This window comes from Devosia sp. Z11_6, from assembly GCF_058133665.1.
This window is the reverse complement of the sequence record NZ_JBYUNQ010000003.1, coordinates 184,226-197,144: the sequence shown is the minus strand read 5'-3', so window position 1 is coordinate 197,144 and position 12,919 is coordinate 184,226. Positions and strand designations below refer to the sequence as shown.

Annotated in this window: 13 protein-coding genes and 1 tRNA gene; 2 read left to right on the top strand and 12 right to left on the bottom strand. The window is 63.0% G+C overall.

Annotated elements, in window-relative coordinates; translation table 11 throughout:
• Position 1: 1 nt before the first annotated feature.
• From AC3YMN_RS10295 to AC3YMN_RS10245, 11 genes are all read right to left on the bottom strand, one after another.
• On the bottom strand, positions 2-1,072 hold the full coding sequence (locus tag AC3YMN_RS10295; RefSeq protein WP_489889945.1) for a M42 family metallopeptidase: 1,071 nt from the start codon (positions 1,070-1,072) through the stop codon (positions 2-4).
• An 86-nt stretch (positions 1,073-1,158) separates the two neighbouring features.
• Entirely contained in the window at positions 1,159-1,545 is a 387-nt protein-coding gene (locus tag AC3YMN_RS10290; RefSeq protein WP_489889944.1) for a response regulator transcription factor, read from the bottom strand.
• A gap of 1,075 nt (positions 1,546-2,620) precedes the next feature.
• On the bottom strand, positions 2,621-3,013 hold the full coding sequence (locus AC3YMN_RS10285) for a GreA/GreB family elongation factor (RefSeq protein WP_489889943.1): 393 nt from the start codon (positions 3,011-3,013) through the stop codon (positions 2,621-2,623).
• 44 nt (positions 3,014-3,057) lie between these two features.
• Complete coding sequence (locus AC3YMN_RS10280) at positions 3,058-3,588, bottom strand: GreA/GreB family elongation factor (protein WP_489889942.1); 531 nt, start codon at positions 3,586-3,588, stop codon at positions 3,058-3,060.
• A 124-nt stretch (positions 3,589-3,712) separates the two neighbouring features.
• A complete protein-coding gene (gene rnk / locus AC3YMN_RS10275) occupies positions 3,713-4,126 on the bottom strand; it encodes a nucleoside diphosphate kinase regulator (protein ID WP_172123294.1) in 414 nt (137 codons plus the stop codon).
• Positions 4,127-4,407: 281 nt separating this feature from the next.
• Complete coding sequence (gene mnhG, locus AC3YMN_RS10270; protein ID WP_172123295.1) at positions 4,408-4,788, bottom strand: monovalent cation/H(+) antiporter subunit G; 381 nt, start codon at positions 4,786-4,788, stop codon at positions 4,408-4,410.
• Positions 4,785-5,066 (bottom strand): K+/H+ antiporter subunit F, encoded by a 282-nt coding sequence (locus AC3YMN_RS10265; RefSeq protein WP_127753029.1) that lies wholly within the window; start codon positions 5,064-5,066, stop codon positions 4,785-4,787. The genes mnhG and AC3YMN_RS10265 overlap by 4 nt, the downstream gene beginning before the upstream one ends.
• The gene (locus AC3YMN_RS10260; protein WP_489889941.1) at positions 5,063-5,551 is read right to left on the bottom strand and encodes a Na+/H+ antiporter subunit E; all 489 of its coding nucleotides are present in this window, start codon (positions 5,549-5,551) and stop codon (positions 5,063-5,065) included. The genes AC3YMN_RS10265 and AC3YMN_RS10260 overlap by 4 nt, the downstream gene beginning before the upstream one ends.
• Positions 5,548-7,176 carry a monovalent cation/H+ antiporter subunit D gene (locus AC3YMN_RS10255; RefSeq protein ID WP_489889940.1) on the bottom strand — a complete coding sequence of 543 codons (1,629 nt, stop codon included), beginning with the start codon at positions 7,174-7,176 and terminating at the stop codon, positions 5,548-5,550. The genes AC3YMN_RS10260 and AC3YMN_RS10255 overlap by 4 nt, the downstream gene beginning before the upstream one ends.
• Positions 7,173-7,514, bottom strand: a complete 342-nt coding sequence (locus AC3YMN_RS10250; protein ID WP_172123298.1) for a Na+/H+ antiporter subunit C — start codon at positions 7,512-7,514, stop codon at positions 7,173-7,175. Before AC3YMN_RS10250 ends, AC3YMN_RS10255 begins: the two co-directional genes overlap by 4 nt.
• Complete coding sequence (locus tag AC3YMN_RS10245; RefSeq protein WP_489889939.1) at positions 7,514-10,459, bottom strand: monovalent cation/H+ antiporter subunit A; 2,946 nt, start codon at positions 10,457-10,459, stop codon at positions 7,514-7,516. The genes AC3YMN_RS10250 and AC3YMN_RS10245 overlap by 1 nt, the downstream gene beginning before the upstream one ends.
• 456 nt (positions 10,460-10,915) lie before the next feature.
• Here AC3YMN_RS10245 and AC3YMN_RS10240 point away from each other — a divergent pair, with 456 nt between their 5' ends.
• Both AC3YMN_RS10240 and AC3YMN_RS10235 read left to right on the top strand, forming a co-directional pair.
• Positions 10,916-11,503 (top strand): hypothetical protein, encoded by a 588-nt coding sequence (locus AC3YMN_RS10240; protein ID WP_489889938.1) that lies wholly within the window; start codon positions 10,916-10,918, stop codon positions 11,501-11,503.
• Between the two features lie 591 nt (positions 11,504-12,094).
• Positions 12,095-12,171: transfer RNA gene (locus AC3YMN_RS10235), tRNA-Asp, on the top strand.
• Positions 12,172-12,304: 133 nt separating this feature from the next.
• Here the strand turns inward: AC3YMN_RS10235 and AC3YMN_RS10230 are convergent.
• The gene (locus AC3YMN_RS10230; protein ID WP_127753034.1) at positions 12,305-12,766 is read right to left on the bottom strand and encodes a MucR family transcriptional regulator; all 462 of its coding nucleotides are present in this window, start codon (positions 12,764-12,766) and stop codon (positions 12,305-12,307) included.
• Between the last annotated feature and the right edge of the window lie 153 nt (positions 12,767-12,919).

The window sequence follows — 12,919 nt, the reverse complement described above, 5'->3', positions numbered from 1 at the left end:
TTTAGCGCGGGGTGAAGTCGGTTTCCGGCGTGACCATCCGGCAATAAGCGGCAACCAAGCGCGCGCAATGCTCGACATCGGTGAGGCTGACCACCTCGCCCGGCGTATGCATGTAGCGCAATGGCACGCCGAGTAGGCCCGTGGCCATGCCGGCCTGGTTGAGCTGCAAAGCGTTGGCGTCGGTCGGGGTGGCGCCCGGCACGACCTGCACCTGGTAGGGAATAGCTTCCCGTTCGGCGGCCTGCGTCACCAGGTCGAACAGGACGCGATTGGTGTTGGCGCCGAGGGACACTGTTGGGCCCTTGCCCAGCTCGAGTTGCCCGTGCTGGGACGGGCTCACCCCAGGGTAATCAATGGCATGTTCCATATCCACGGCAATCCCGCTTTGCGCCCCAATGGCGAAGGCGGCGGTGCGAGCGCCGCGCGAACCGATCTCCTCTTGCACGGTGCCCACCGCATAAACGCCGACCTCGGGGTGGAGGCCACCGTTCTCCGCCAGCAGCCGGAGGGCTTCAGCCACGATAAACAGGCCCGCCTTGTTGTCAAAAGCGCGGCCGACCGCCCGGTCGCCCAGCAATGGCTGAAACTCCTGCTGGTAGGTGACCACGTCGCCAAGCGCGACCACCGCCTGCGCCTCGGCCCGCGAGCCGGCGCCGATGTCGATCCAGAGCTCCTTGAGCTTGGGCTTCTCCTTGAGCTCGTCCGGATCCATCAGGTGAATGGCCTTACGACCAACAACGCCGGCAACGCGTCCGTTGCGGCCGTGGACCCACATCGTCTGGCCAACCGGGATGACGCTGTCATGCCCGCCGATGGCGCTGAAATACAGCAGCCCCTCCTCGCCGATATAGTGTAGGATGAAGCCGATCTCATCCATGTGGCCGGCCAGCATGATCTTGGTAGATGCGGCCGGGTTGAGAGCGGCAATGACGTTGCCATGCAGGTCAACGGACACCGCGTCCGCAAGCGGCTCGACATAGCTGCGGTAGCGCTGGGCAACGCGCTGCTCATAACCGCTCGGGGAAGGCGTTTGCACCAGATCGCGTAAAAACTGGAGGGACTGATCCCGCATGGCTTGGTTTCCAACAAAGGGTGAGGTCGCGCCCGGGCACCGGCTGGGCGCGATAGAACGGCTGGCTGTCGGTCACGCCCATCGGCTCAGTGCGGGACCAGTTCGTGTATGGTCGATACGAGCTTGGTGGTTGGCACCGGCTTGGCGAGATATTTCGCCAGAAACGGCAATTCACCCGGCAGTGGCCGGCGAACCGCCGACACGACGATGATGTTGATATGGGGCCAGATGCAGCCGACATGGTTGGCCAGAGCAATCCCACTGCGGGTGCCTGGCATGTTGATGTCGGTGATCAACCCGATCACCTTGGACGCGTCCGCTTCGAGCAGGGCCAAAGCTTCGGCGGTGTTGGCGGCCTCCCAGGCCTCCAAGCCGCAATCGCGGACAATGTCTCCAAGCTCGAGCCGAACAAGTGGCTCATCATCGACGATCAGGAAGGCTTTACGGCAGGGTTCGGCGATAGTCGTATTCATGTCCGATCAACGGACCGCCGGCAGGCGGAGTTGCCGGACTAACCAAGATCAATCAACAACTTGACCGTTCTACTACCTAGGTTAAATGAACGCGTTAACCTATGTCTGACTTGGCCGTCGGCGGCCCGCGTGATGGCCGGCAGCATCAACGAGCGCCGGCACGCCGCTGGAATTCGGAACCGATTTCGAAATGGTGCATCAGCAACTGATCAGCGCTGTCGGCATCTCGGGCAACCACTGCCGCGAGCAGTTCGCGATGGTGCTCGATCAGATAGACCGCACGAAGACGGCGAGGAAGTCGCCAAGCGGGCCTGGAGAGTGCAGGACAAGGACCGTCGCATGCGCCGGGCCTTTTATGAAAAGCTGGGCATGCCCATGGACAAGACCGTGGCACTGGAAGAGCGCCCCTGGTAGTCGGCGCGGCAGGGCAGCAGGGCAGCAGGCGACTTCTTGGTGCCTGCTGCCAGCCGGCGAAACCGGGCCGGTGCAGCTAAAGCCGCACCGGCCTTGGGCCGTGCGGGTATGGGGCAGGCGGGTGCGCAGCGATGCTGCGACATGGGGCGAAGTTCGCCTCGGTGCCGGTCGTCCGGCGGAAGGTAGAAGGTGAAGCAAGCTTCGCCCCATGCTCTATCGGAGACTCTTCGGTGAGGACCGTCCGTGGCTAGACCCGTGCCAAACGCCAGAAGCCCTGGGGCTTCATGGACCGGGGGATGAAATCGGTCCCGGATCATCCTCGTCCCGAAGGAATTTGGGCGACCCCAAACCCATCCGATATTCCCGCACCGACCGTTCGTCGCGACCGCGCAGCTTGCCCGGGAACAAGGGGGATTGTGCCTGAGGTTTTCGGGGGCGGGGATAAGTTTGTGGGGGGTGGCGCCGCAGGGACTGGTGATGGCCGCCCTCGTGGTTCGAGGCTACGCTACGCTACGCACCTCACCATGAGGGCTTCGGATAGATCTGGTCGGTTGCGGGACCTCGATGAGCCCTCATCCTGAGGTGCCGCGTAGCGGCCTCGAAGGGCGAGGGCGGCTATCACAGCCAAGGTACCCGGGGCGGGGTGCCGCCCCCGAGCGGGTTAGCCAGGATTGCTGACCGAATAAAGCCGGATTTCGTGTTGCTGGCCGGTGCGGTCGGTCCAGCGCATGGATTGGCCGGCGCGCAGGCCGATTAGGGCGGTGCCGAGGGGTGAGAAGATCGAGATGCGCTCGCGCCCTTCTTGGCGGGGATAGGAGAGCACACCGCTTTGCGGGGGCGCGCCGTTGAAGCTGACCACCACGCGCGAACCCATGCGCACCACATCGGGCGGGAGGCGCTTGTCGGCGACGAGCTTGGCGCGGCCGAGTTCGTAGAGCAGGTCGTCGGCCTGGTCGGGGCTGTGGCCGATGCCGCCCATGACCAGAACCAGCAGATCGTGACGATCGGCTTCACCCACCACGATAGGGGGAAGATCGGATCCGAAAATACCCATGTCATCCTCCAGATGATTGAAGTGTGGTTGTGCCTCTTGGGCGATCAGGCAGCGCTCGGGCCGGGATCATCGCCCGCAGGCACGAAGCGCGAGGACGGGCTGCGGGGGGCGAGCGGGGAGGGTGTGGCCTCGTTGCGAGCGACGACCTGCAAGGGTGGCGAAGAGCGCCGGCGCTCGGGCTGGAACAGCACGGCTTCGATCACGAGATTTTCCACCGAGCCGTCGCGGCGACGGGCCTGCACCGTTTGCCCCGCCCTTGCACCCAAAAGGGCAAGGCCGCGTGGCACGGTCAGGAGCACGGTGAGGCCATAGACTTCTTCGCTGGGCCCCGCGACGAGGGAGCGATCCTGGGTGGGCGCGGTGCCGACGCGAAAGCGCACCCGGCTATTGAGGGTGACCACATCGCCCGGGATATCGGCCGGGAACATGACCTGAGCGACGCCGAGCTTATGGCGGATAATTTCCGCCGCACCCGCAAAGGGTTCGCCATATTCGTGCAACAGGCTTTGCAGCAGGGCAAAATCCTTGGCGGTCAAAATGATTTCGGGTTGGTCGGACGCGAGCTGGTCGGACATGAGAAACTCCAGAACAAGGGGGATTGGCAGCAGACGAGACCCCTGACCCGGAGGACGATGCCTAGCGGATCAGGGGAAAAGGTCTTGCTTGGGTGTGCCGTACCGCTGGGAAAGACGGGCGCATCTAGGCCTCCGCAGGTTCATCGACGGGCTGGATGACGGACATGACGGTGAGCACATGCTTGCGTCCGTCGCGGGTTTCCCAGGTGATGGACTGACCGGTGCGCAAGCCGATAAGCGCCGCGCCCACGGGGGTCAGCACGGAAATGCGGCCCTGCGAGATATCGGCCTTGGCGGGGTAGACGAGGGTGACCTCGACAACCTCGTCCTGGTCGGTGCGGTACTGAACCGTGGAGCCCATGCGCACGATGTCCTTGGGCAGCTTGGCGTCGGGCACGACGCGGGCCCGCTCCATCTCCTCGAGGAGACGTTCGGCCGCAGCGCTTAGCGAGCCGCCGCCTGAAGCGGCGAGGGCCAGCAGTTGACGATGTTCGGTTTGAGCCACCGTGAGAGCAGGCCGTAGATTGTGGGTGCGCATGACGCTTCTCCGCGTAAATAGCAGCAAGCAGCGCCAGATCTGAAAAGACCCTGCGCAGCAAGCTATAACAATGACTTGTGGAAAATCCCTATCCCTAAACCTTGCGACGAAGCGCCAGGCTTAGGGCAACTATCCTTCGACCGGAGTGGCCCGGCGAGCAAACGCGTGGAGGATGTTGAAACAAGGGTTCATACGCCCAAGGTAGGCGCAACAGAACTAAAGTCAAGCCAGTGTGGGACGCCGTGCCGCTCAGGAGGGCAGCGGCGCAGAGCGAAGGGAACTCAGCCCTCGGTCGGGGCGTCGGTGCGTTCCACCACAATATCCTGGCCCCATTGCGGCGGAACGTCGCCGCTGCGTTCGGCGCGGTCGCGGTACAGCGCGGCGCGGGCCAGCAGCATCAGGGTAACGGGCGTCGTGATCGACACGAACACCAGGATCAGCACTTCATGCACGGCCGGGCGCTGGGCCGACACGGTGAAGTAGACTATCGAGGCGAGGAGAATCGCGATGCTGCCAAGGCTCGTGCCCAGGGTCGGCGCGTGGATGCGGGCGTAAAAGCTGTCAAAGCGAGCCAAGCCGATGCAGCCCAGGAGGGTGAAGGCGGCGCCCAGAATGGACAGGCCGCCAACCAGGACCGCGAGCCAAACAGGAATTTCGCTCATTCAATGACCTCGCCGCGCATGAGGAACTTGGCCAGGGCGACGGTGCCGACAAAGCTCAGGGCCCCGATCAGCAGAGCCACTTCGAAATAAATGTTGGAGCCAATGCGGATGCCGAACAGCACCAGCATGAGCATGGCGGCGACGTAAAAGGCATCGAGCGCAAGAATGCGGTCCTGCGCGCGGGGCCCGCGGATCATCCGGTAGGTGGCAAGGATCAAGGCGAGGCCGACCAGCAATTGCGACAGCAACAGGCACCAATGGAGAATGGCTGCGCTCATTGGAAAATCTCCAGCAGCAAACGCTCATAGCGGTTCTTGATGGTATCGATCCAGGTCGCTTCATCAACGAGGTCAAGCACATGGATCAGCACGGTGGCATGCACAGCGTCATATTCGAGCCAGGCACTGCCAGGCGTCGCGGTGATGATGCAGGCGAGAATGGCAAGGCCTGAGCGGTCGCGCAGCGTCAGCGGCATGACGACGAAGCCAGCGGTTTGCTGGTGGTGCCGATCGCGCAGCACGATGCTGGCGACGGCAAGGTTGGAGCGCATCACATCAACCACCACATAGGCGGCGAGCCGGAAAATTCTGCCGAGCTTACGGGCGCGGGGCTGTTGCGGCTCAAGCGCCGCAAAGGCACGGGCGGCCAGCACGCCGATAACGCCGCCAAGCAGGATTTGTCCGAGGCCAAGGGACTGCTGCAGAAGCAGCCACAGCACCAAAAGGCTGAGCGACAGGATGGGGTAGGGCAGCAGCTTTCTCATGGCACCACCTCCACCAGCTGACCGGGCGCCGGTGGCTCCAGCACTTCCTCGATCACCGGCGCGGGGGTGTAGAGCTGGTCGGCGATGGCCTGGGTGTAGCTAAGGGCAGGTCCCGCCAGGATGGTGGTCGCGACAGTGAGGCAGAGGAGCAGGAGCACCGGGGCGATCTCGATCACCCGGACCGGCGCTGGGCGTTCGGACATGGTGGCCCAGAAGGTGTTGATCCAGGTGCGGGTCAGCGCCACAAGCGCCGCAAAACCGGAAAAGATCAGCAAGGCGGTGAGCCACCAGGCGGAGGGTGGAATGGGCGCGGTTTGAGTAAGGCCATCGGGGTTGAAGATGGCGGAGATGATCGCGACCTTGGCCACAAAACCGGCCAGCGGCGGCAGGCCGGCGATCAGCAGGATACAAAGGCCAAAGCTGATGCTGAGTACGGCGAGGGTCGCGGGAATGGCGACGCCGATTTCGTCTTCTTCATCACCTTCCTCGTCATCGCCATAGGCTTCCATGGTGACGGCGAGCACATCAGCGCCTTCAATCCGCACCCGGTCGAGCAGTTCCACCAGCATGAAGAAGGCCGAGATGGCGAGGGTCGAGACGACGAGGTAAAAGAGCGCGCCACTGGTGGCGCCTGCATTGCCCATGCCCATGGTAGCGAGCAGGGTGCCCGAAGAGACAAGGACGCTGTAACCGGCGAGCCGGGACGTCGTCTGGGCGGCCAGCACGCCAATGGTCCCAAAGGCGAGAGTGGCAAGGCCGCCCACCAAGAGAACGGTGTTTCCGAAGCCAGCGGAAACCCCCGCTTCGGCCCCGAAGGCGAGGGTTGAGATCCGCAACACGGCGTAAACGCCGACCTTGGTCATGATCGCAAACACCGCCGCCACGGGTGCGGCGGCTGCGGCATACGAGGTGGGCAACCAGAAGCCCAGGGGCCACATGCCGGCTTTGATCAGGAAGGCTACGCCCAGAATGGCCGCGCCGGTTTCGAGCAGGCCCCGATCCGTTTCGGCGATGTTGGCGACCTTGCTCGCAAGATCGGCCATGTTGAGGGTGCCGGTGACGCCATAGATCAGCGCCGCCCCGATCAGGAACAGAAAGGAGGCAGCCAGATTGACGGCGATATAGTGCAGCGAGGCCTTGACGCGCGCGGCGCCCTGGCCGTGCAGGGCCAGACCATAGGAGGCGGCCAGCATCACCTCGAAGAACACAAAGAGGTTGAAGACGTCGCCGGTGAGAAAGGCGCCGTTGACGCCCATCAAGAGGAACTGGAACAAGCTGTGGAAGCTGCTGCCCACGGAGTGCCAGCGGGCAAGGGAATACACCAGCGCCGAGATGCCAAGGATCGCGGTCACCAGCACCATCATGGCCGAAAGGCGATCGGCTACAAGGACGATGCCAAAGGGGGCCGGCCAGTTGCCAAGCTCGTAAACGGCGAGCGCGCCGGTGGGTTGGGCATTGGCCTGCATCACGAGCAGGACCGAGCCCACCAGCAGCATGACTGTCGAGGCGAGGCTGACCAGCGCCCGCGCATTGCGCAGGCGATCATCGAACATCAGCAGCAGCGCACCGGTTGCCATGGGCAACAGGATGGGCAGGATGATCAGGTTATCGATAAAGCCGGTCACCGCCGCTCCCTCCCGTCGACATGGTCGGTTCCGGTCAAGCCGCGCGCGGCCAGCAGCACCACAAGAAACAGCGCCGTCATGGCAAAGCCGATCACGATGGCCGTCAGCACCAAAGCTTGTGGGACCGGGTCGGCATAAAGGCTGGGGTCGACCACGCCATCTTTGCCCAGAACGGGGGCGCCGTTCATCTTGAGGCGGCCCATGGCGAAGATGAAGAGATTCACCGCATAGGACAGGAGCGACAGGCCAATGATGACCTGGAAGGTGCGCGGGCGCAGCATCAGGTAAACGCCGCAGCTGGCCAAGACGCCAATACTGATTGCAAGAACGAGTTCCATCAGCGCGCCTCCACCGGTGCATCGGCCGACACTTCCGCTTCGGGCACCGGCGGCACGGGGCGCCGCGCGGGCTTGGGCGAACGAATTGACTGGTGAGCAAGGGCGATCAGGATCAGCACGGTGGCGCCGATCACGAGGCTGAAGACCCCCAGGTCAAACAACAGCGCGCTTGCCAAGGGCACTCGGCCTATCAGCGGCAGGTCGGCATATTGGAATGCCGTGGTCATGAAGGGATAGCCAAAGACGAAGGAAGCCATGCCCACCAGCAGCGCCAGCAGCAGGCCGCTGCCGATCCAGCGGACGGGCAAGATGCGAAGGCGGTCCTCCACCCAGCGCGTGCCCCCTGCCATATATTGCAGGATGAAGCCGATCGACATGACGATGCCAGCCGCAAAGCCGCCGCCGGGCTGATCATGGCCGCGCAGGAACAGGTGCAGGGCCAGAACGATGATGACGGGGAACATCCACTGCATGATCACGGCGGGGATCAGCAGGTATTCATTGACTGTGTCGCCCGGGCTGCGCTCGGGCGCCCGGTCATCGAAGGCATTCTGGATCAACTGTTGCTCGGGCTTGTCGATCGAGTCGGCCGCAGGTCGGAAGCGGCGCAGAATGGCAAAGACCGTGACGGCTACAATGCCCAGGACGGTAATTTCGCCCAGCGTATCAAAGGCGCGGAAGTCCACCAGCATGACATTGACCACATTGGTGCCGCCGCCAAGCTTGTAGGCGTTTCCGAGGAAGAACTCGGAAATGCCGTTGGGGAGCTGGCGCGTCATCACCGCATAGGAAAGCAACCCCAGGCCGAGGCCTGCCACCAGCGACAGGGCGAGATCGCGATAGCGGCGGAAGCGGGCTCGGCGCAGGACCACCACGTCGCGCATGTCCTCGACCCGCTTGGGCAGCCAGCGCAGGCCGAGGAGGATCAGCACGGTGGTGACGATCTCGACGAGGAGCTGGGTGACGGCAAGGTCGGGCGCGGAGAACCAAACAAAGGTCATGCACGTGACAAGGCCAGTGCCGCCCAGCAGAACCAGCGACACCAACCGGTGGAACTTGGCCTGCTGCGCGGCGGTAACGGCGCAAACGATGCCGATGAGCCAAAGCAGGGCGAACACCGGATCGAACCCATCGAGCCGCAGTTCGAGCCGTCCCAAGCGGCCGGTGAGGATGACGGCTGCAGCTGCCGTGGCGGCGAAAAACAGCAGAAACAATTGCGGCTGCAGCCGACGCGTGCCGAACAAGCTTTCCAGCCGTCGGGCCCATTTGGAGGTGACGGTAAGCATGATGCGCTCGAAGATGCGCTTGCCCTTGAGCCGGCGCAGCAGCGGGGGACCTTCGATGCCCTTTTGCAGATAAGCATGGAGCGCCCAATACAGCAGGGCGCCGCCGACCAGGGCGATCAGGCTCATGAACAGAGCAAAGTTCCAGCCATGCCAGACCGAGAGGCTGTAATAAGGGGTGTCGGGGCCGGTGACCGAAACCACGGCCGCAGCCAGATAGGGGCCGATAGTGATGCCGGGAACTACGCCCACGATAAGGCAAAGCAGAACGAGAATTTCGATGGGCCGGCGCATCAGCGCCGGCGGCTCGTGCGGCACTTTGGTCAAGCCCTGCGGCGGGGGACCGAAGAAGACGCCCAGCACGAAGCGCAACGAATAGGTCACGGCAAAGAGGCTGCCGAGAATGGCGGCAGCAGGCAGGGCAATGTTGACAAAGGGATTGGCGTCGCGCTGCGCCGTTTCGGCGAAGAACATCTCCTTGGACAAAAAGCCGTTGAGCAGCGGCACTCCGGCCATGGCGGCGCTGGCGACCATCGCAAGGGTGGCGGTAAAGGGCATGTAGCGGAACAAGCCGCTCAGCTTGCGGATGTCGCGGGTGCCGGTTTCATGGTCGATGATGCCGGCCGCCATGAACAGCGAAGCCTTGAAGGTCGCGTGGTTGGCGATGTGGAAGATCGCTGCCACGGTCGCGAGCGGGGTCGACATGCCCAAAAGGGCGGTGATCAGGCCGAGATGGCTGATGGTTGAATAAGCCAGCAGGCCCTTGAGATCGGTCTGGAAGATGGCGACGAAGGCCCCAAAGACCAAGGTGATCAGTCCGGCGGAGGTAACAATCCAGAACCATTGGTCGGTGCCGGCCAGAACTGGCCAGAAGCGGACAAGAAGGAACACGCCCGCCTTCACCATGGTCGCCGAGTGCAGATAGGCCGAAACGGGGGTGGGGGCCGCCATGGCGTGGGGCAGCCAGAAATGGAACGGGAACTGGGCCGATTTGGTCAGCGCCCCCATCAGCACCAGCAGCAAGGTAGGCAGGTAAAGCGGGTGATTGCGAATCGTATCGCCCGAAGCCAGCACCACATCAAGGTCATAGCTGCCCACGATATGGCCGATCAGCAGCATGCCGACGAGCAGGCACAGGCCGCCCAGTCCGGTGACGGTGAGGGCCATGCGGGCGCCGTCGCGCGCCTGCCCGAGATGGAACCAGTACCCGATCAGCAGGAACGAGGTGATCGAAGTCAGCTCCCAGAACACTGCCATCTGGATGATGTTGCCCGAGAGCACCAGGCCCAGCATCGAGCCCATAAAGGCCAGAAAGAACGCGAAAAAGCGCGGCACCGCGTCATTGGGCGACATGTAATAGCGGGCATAAAGCACCACCAGGAACCCGACGCCGGTGACCAGAACCCCGAAGAGCCAGGAAAACCCATCCAGCCGCAGCACGAGATTGAGATTGAGTGCCGGCACCCAGCTGATCTCGTGGCGGATCACATCGCCATCGCCGATCTGGGGAAACAGCCAGACCATGGCGGCAAAGCCCAGTGCCGCCACGGCACCCGCCAGCCACGCTTCCGCGTTCCGCGCATTTGAGGGCAACACCGCTGCGACAATAGCAGCCATGAAGGGCAAGAGCAGAACCGCGATCAGCAAAACAGACGGGGTCATTGTCCGGGCGGGCACCTTTGAGTGGTTTTGGGGGGAGGCTGGGATACCAGATGCTTGTTACTGGAGTAGCAGCTCAGCGCAACCCGAAACATTGTCGCGGAAGCGCTTGTCCTGCCCTGCAACTTGTTGGCACCCCGACCAGTCCTTGGGCCCGGCCGCCCCGCTCCAACCCGAGATCATGACCCTGGCGGGGCGATTATCTCCCCCAGCGGCAGGGATGGACCGCATCCGAAATACGGCCAGGAGCAGCGGGCGGCATTTTCGCTGTGGCGCCGTTTTCCCAGACACTGTTCCCCCGAAATGGTGATCAAGCAGTGGGCTGCGCTCGTGGCAGTGGCGCCAGTCCCCAAGGCAGAACGCCAGCTTTACCTTATGCGTTCACAATCACCGGGAGATTTATTGCCCATGGCCGGCGTAGCCGGTACGGTTGGGCGGGGGGCATGCGGAGTATTGCATATGTACCGTGCCAAAATCGGGGCCTGCATTGCCGTGGCTGCATTGTCAGCAGCGCCGAGCTATGCCGGACCAATTACCGATGGCTCAAACGTCTTTATTTTCGGGGGACGCTTTCAGGACGAGTGGGTCTGGGAAACTGCCGCGTTCTGGCGGCCCCATTATGAAGACAACTATTTCGTGGGGGCAGGCTACCAGACCTTTGTTGCCGACCTGCCGGCCAATTTTCACTTTGGCCTCGAGCTTGGGGTGGGGATGCGGGTGGGGCAGGAAGCATCAGCCGAGATCTGGACGGGGGTGGTGCTCAAGAACGATGGCGTGACCATCGGCGATGTCACCATCTCGCCAGCGATCACCGGCGGCATCTCGATGGTGTCCGACACTATCGGCGTTGAAAAGGAGCGGGCCGACTGGATAGACCGGAACGTACCGGTGCTCTTTTATATGGGCCCGGAAATTGCCGTGTCGCATGCCGACTTCCCGGACCTCGAAATGTTTGCCCGCATTCATCACCGCTCCGGAGGGTATGGAGTGATCGCCGAGATCGACGGGTCCAACGCGGCGACGCTAGGCCTGCGCTTCAAGCTTTAGCCTCTTGGCCGGGCGACCGATTGAGCCGACGCGGTGCGAGTCGGGGGCAGCGCGGCTGATTCCGCGCAGATTCGCTGCGTTGGATGGCACGGCGACGGAAAAATCGGGCTTTCCTGACGGAAATGTCGATCCCGGATCGGCGGACCGGTTCTTTTTGTGTCCCACCGCCCGAGGTGAGCTGAGGCCATTGGCGTGAGGGTGCGGGCGTGTTGCGGCAAGCAATTTTGCCGACTGCAGCGCCTGGAAAGCAGCGCTACGGCTAGGGCTGTCTGATACGGTCCAAGAAAACGGCCGGCGGCTTGTTTGGCGCGGACGTGTGCAAGCCAGCACTTTGTTTGGGCAGTTCATGCCGGCGCCGTCGCTCGCGCCAAGCCGCGGGAAGATTTGTTTTGAGACATCCGGGGCTGATCTGCGGCGCCTTTTGCAGAGGGGTGACAGAAGGCCGGCGAGGCTCGGGTAGCGCGAGCGCAAAGTTATCCACAGCGCTGCAGGCCAAGCGAAATTTCTCGCCGAAACGGTTTTGGCTGCTTGACTTGGCAGGGGGCGCTGGGTACATCCACCACACGTTGCGCAGACAGACAGTTTGCCGCTGCGGGAGTAGCTCAGTTGGTTAGAGCGCCGGCCTGTCACGCCGGAGGTCGCGGGTTCGAGCCCCGTCTCTCGCGCCACCCTTCTTCTTGATCTTGTCGAGAATTTGGAAGGGGGCGCGTTGTGCGGGCAGGTGGCCCGATCCCCTTCATTACAGATATTCTCGGGCTTCTGCGACGCCTAGAATTTGTCTTTTTGGGCTGTGGTGCCTGCCTAGGCGCTGCGTTGCCGGCGTCGCGGTGGCTTGGCGCGGGGCAGGGACATGCCGTGCGCGGCCTTGAAGTCGGCCTGGGTCTTGCGCGAAATGTCGGAGCGCACCAGTGACAGTTCTTCGGCGACCATCGGATAGTTGTCGGGCAGGTTCCACATCGAGCGGTAGTGCTCGGGGGTGAGGCTGTGGAGCGAGCGCAGATGGTGCTTGAGGCTGCGCAGCTTTTTTCCGCAGACCATGCAGATGATGAAGTCGCGCTTGATGGATTGATCGAACGGGACCGCGGGCTCGAGGCCCGAGATATTGCCACCCGGACCGCCGGCCGCAGCCACGATCTGGAGAATTTTGGCAAAGGCCGGCCCAACCTCCGCCAAAGCGGTGGGACTGCCAGCGAAATAGCCACTGGCAACGGTCGCGGCGGCTTGAAAGACCTGAGCTTTGGTGAGCGGTTCAGTCATGTTCATTCGGTGAGTTCACCGGCCCAGAATTGGCGTTTTTTCCGCGCTCACCCACTCCACAAAAGTCATTAGGTGATTAGCCAGCATAGCTGAGGCGAGGGAGCTTGGGTCCGGCGCGCTAGGCGGTGTTCTTGAGGTTGTCGCCGATCGTCACCCCAG

Excerpts from the sequence above, each read along its gene's own strand:
- rnk (WP_172123294.1), bottom strand. The coding sequence starts at position 4,126 with ATGCGCACCCACAATCTACGGCCTGCTCTCACGGTGGCTCAAACCGAA.
- AC3YMN_RS10290 (WP_489889944.1), bottom strand. The coding sequence starts at position 1,545 with ATGAATACGACTATCGCCGAACCCTGCCGTAAAGCCTTCCTGATCGTC.
- AC3YMN_RS10250 (WP_172123298.1), bottom strand. The coding sequence starts at position 7,514 with ATGGAACTCGTTCTTGCAATCAGTATTGGCGTCTTGGCCAGCTGCGGC.
- AC3YMN_RS10230 (WP_127753034.1), bottom strand. The coding sequence starts at position 12,766 with ATGAACATGACTGAACCGCTCACCAAAGCTCAGGTCTTTCAAGCCGCC.
- AC3YMN_RS10240 (WP_489889938.1), top strand. The coding sequence starts at position 10,916 with ATGTACCGTGCCAAAATCGGGGCCTGCATTGCCGTGGCTGCATTGTCA.
- AC3YMN_RS10260 (WP_489889941.1), bottom strand. The coding sequence starts at position 5,551 with ATGAGAAAGCTGCTGCCCTACCCCATCCTGTCGCTCAGCCTTTTGGTG.
- AC3YMN_RS10265 (WP_127753029.1), bottom strand. The coding sequence starts at position 5,066 with ATGAGCGCAGCCATTCTCCATTGGTGCCTGTTGCTGTCGCAATTGCTG.
- AC3YMN_RS10245 (WP_489889939.1), bottom strand. The coding sequence starts at position 10,459 with ATGACCCCGTCTGTTTTGCTGATCGCGGTTCTGCTCTTGCCCTTCATG.
- mnhG (WP_172123295.1), bottom strand. The coding sequence starts at position 4,788 with ATGAGCGAAATTCCTGTTTGGCTCGCGGTCCTGGTTGGCGGCCTGTCC.
- AC3YMN_RS10285 (WP_489889943.1), bottom strand. The coding sequence starts at position 3,013 with ATGGGTATTTTCGGATCCGATCTTCCCCCTATCGTGGTGGGTGAAGCC.
- AC3YMN_RS10280 (WP_489889942.1), bottom strand. The coding sequence starts at position 3,588 with ATGTCCGACCAGCTCGCGTCCGACCAACCCGAAATCATTTTGACCGCC.
- AC3YMN_RS10295 (WP_489889945.1), bottom strand. The coding sequence starts at position 1,072 with ATGCGGGATCAGTCCCTCCAGTTTTTACGCGATCTGGTGCAAACGCCT.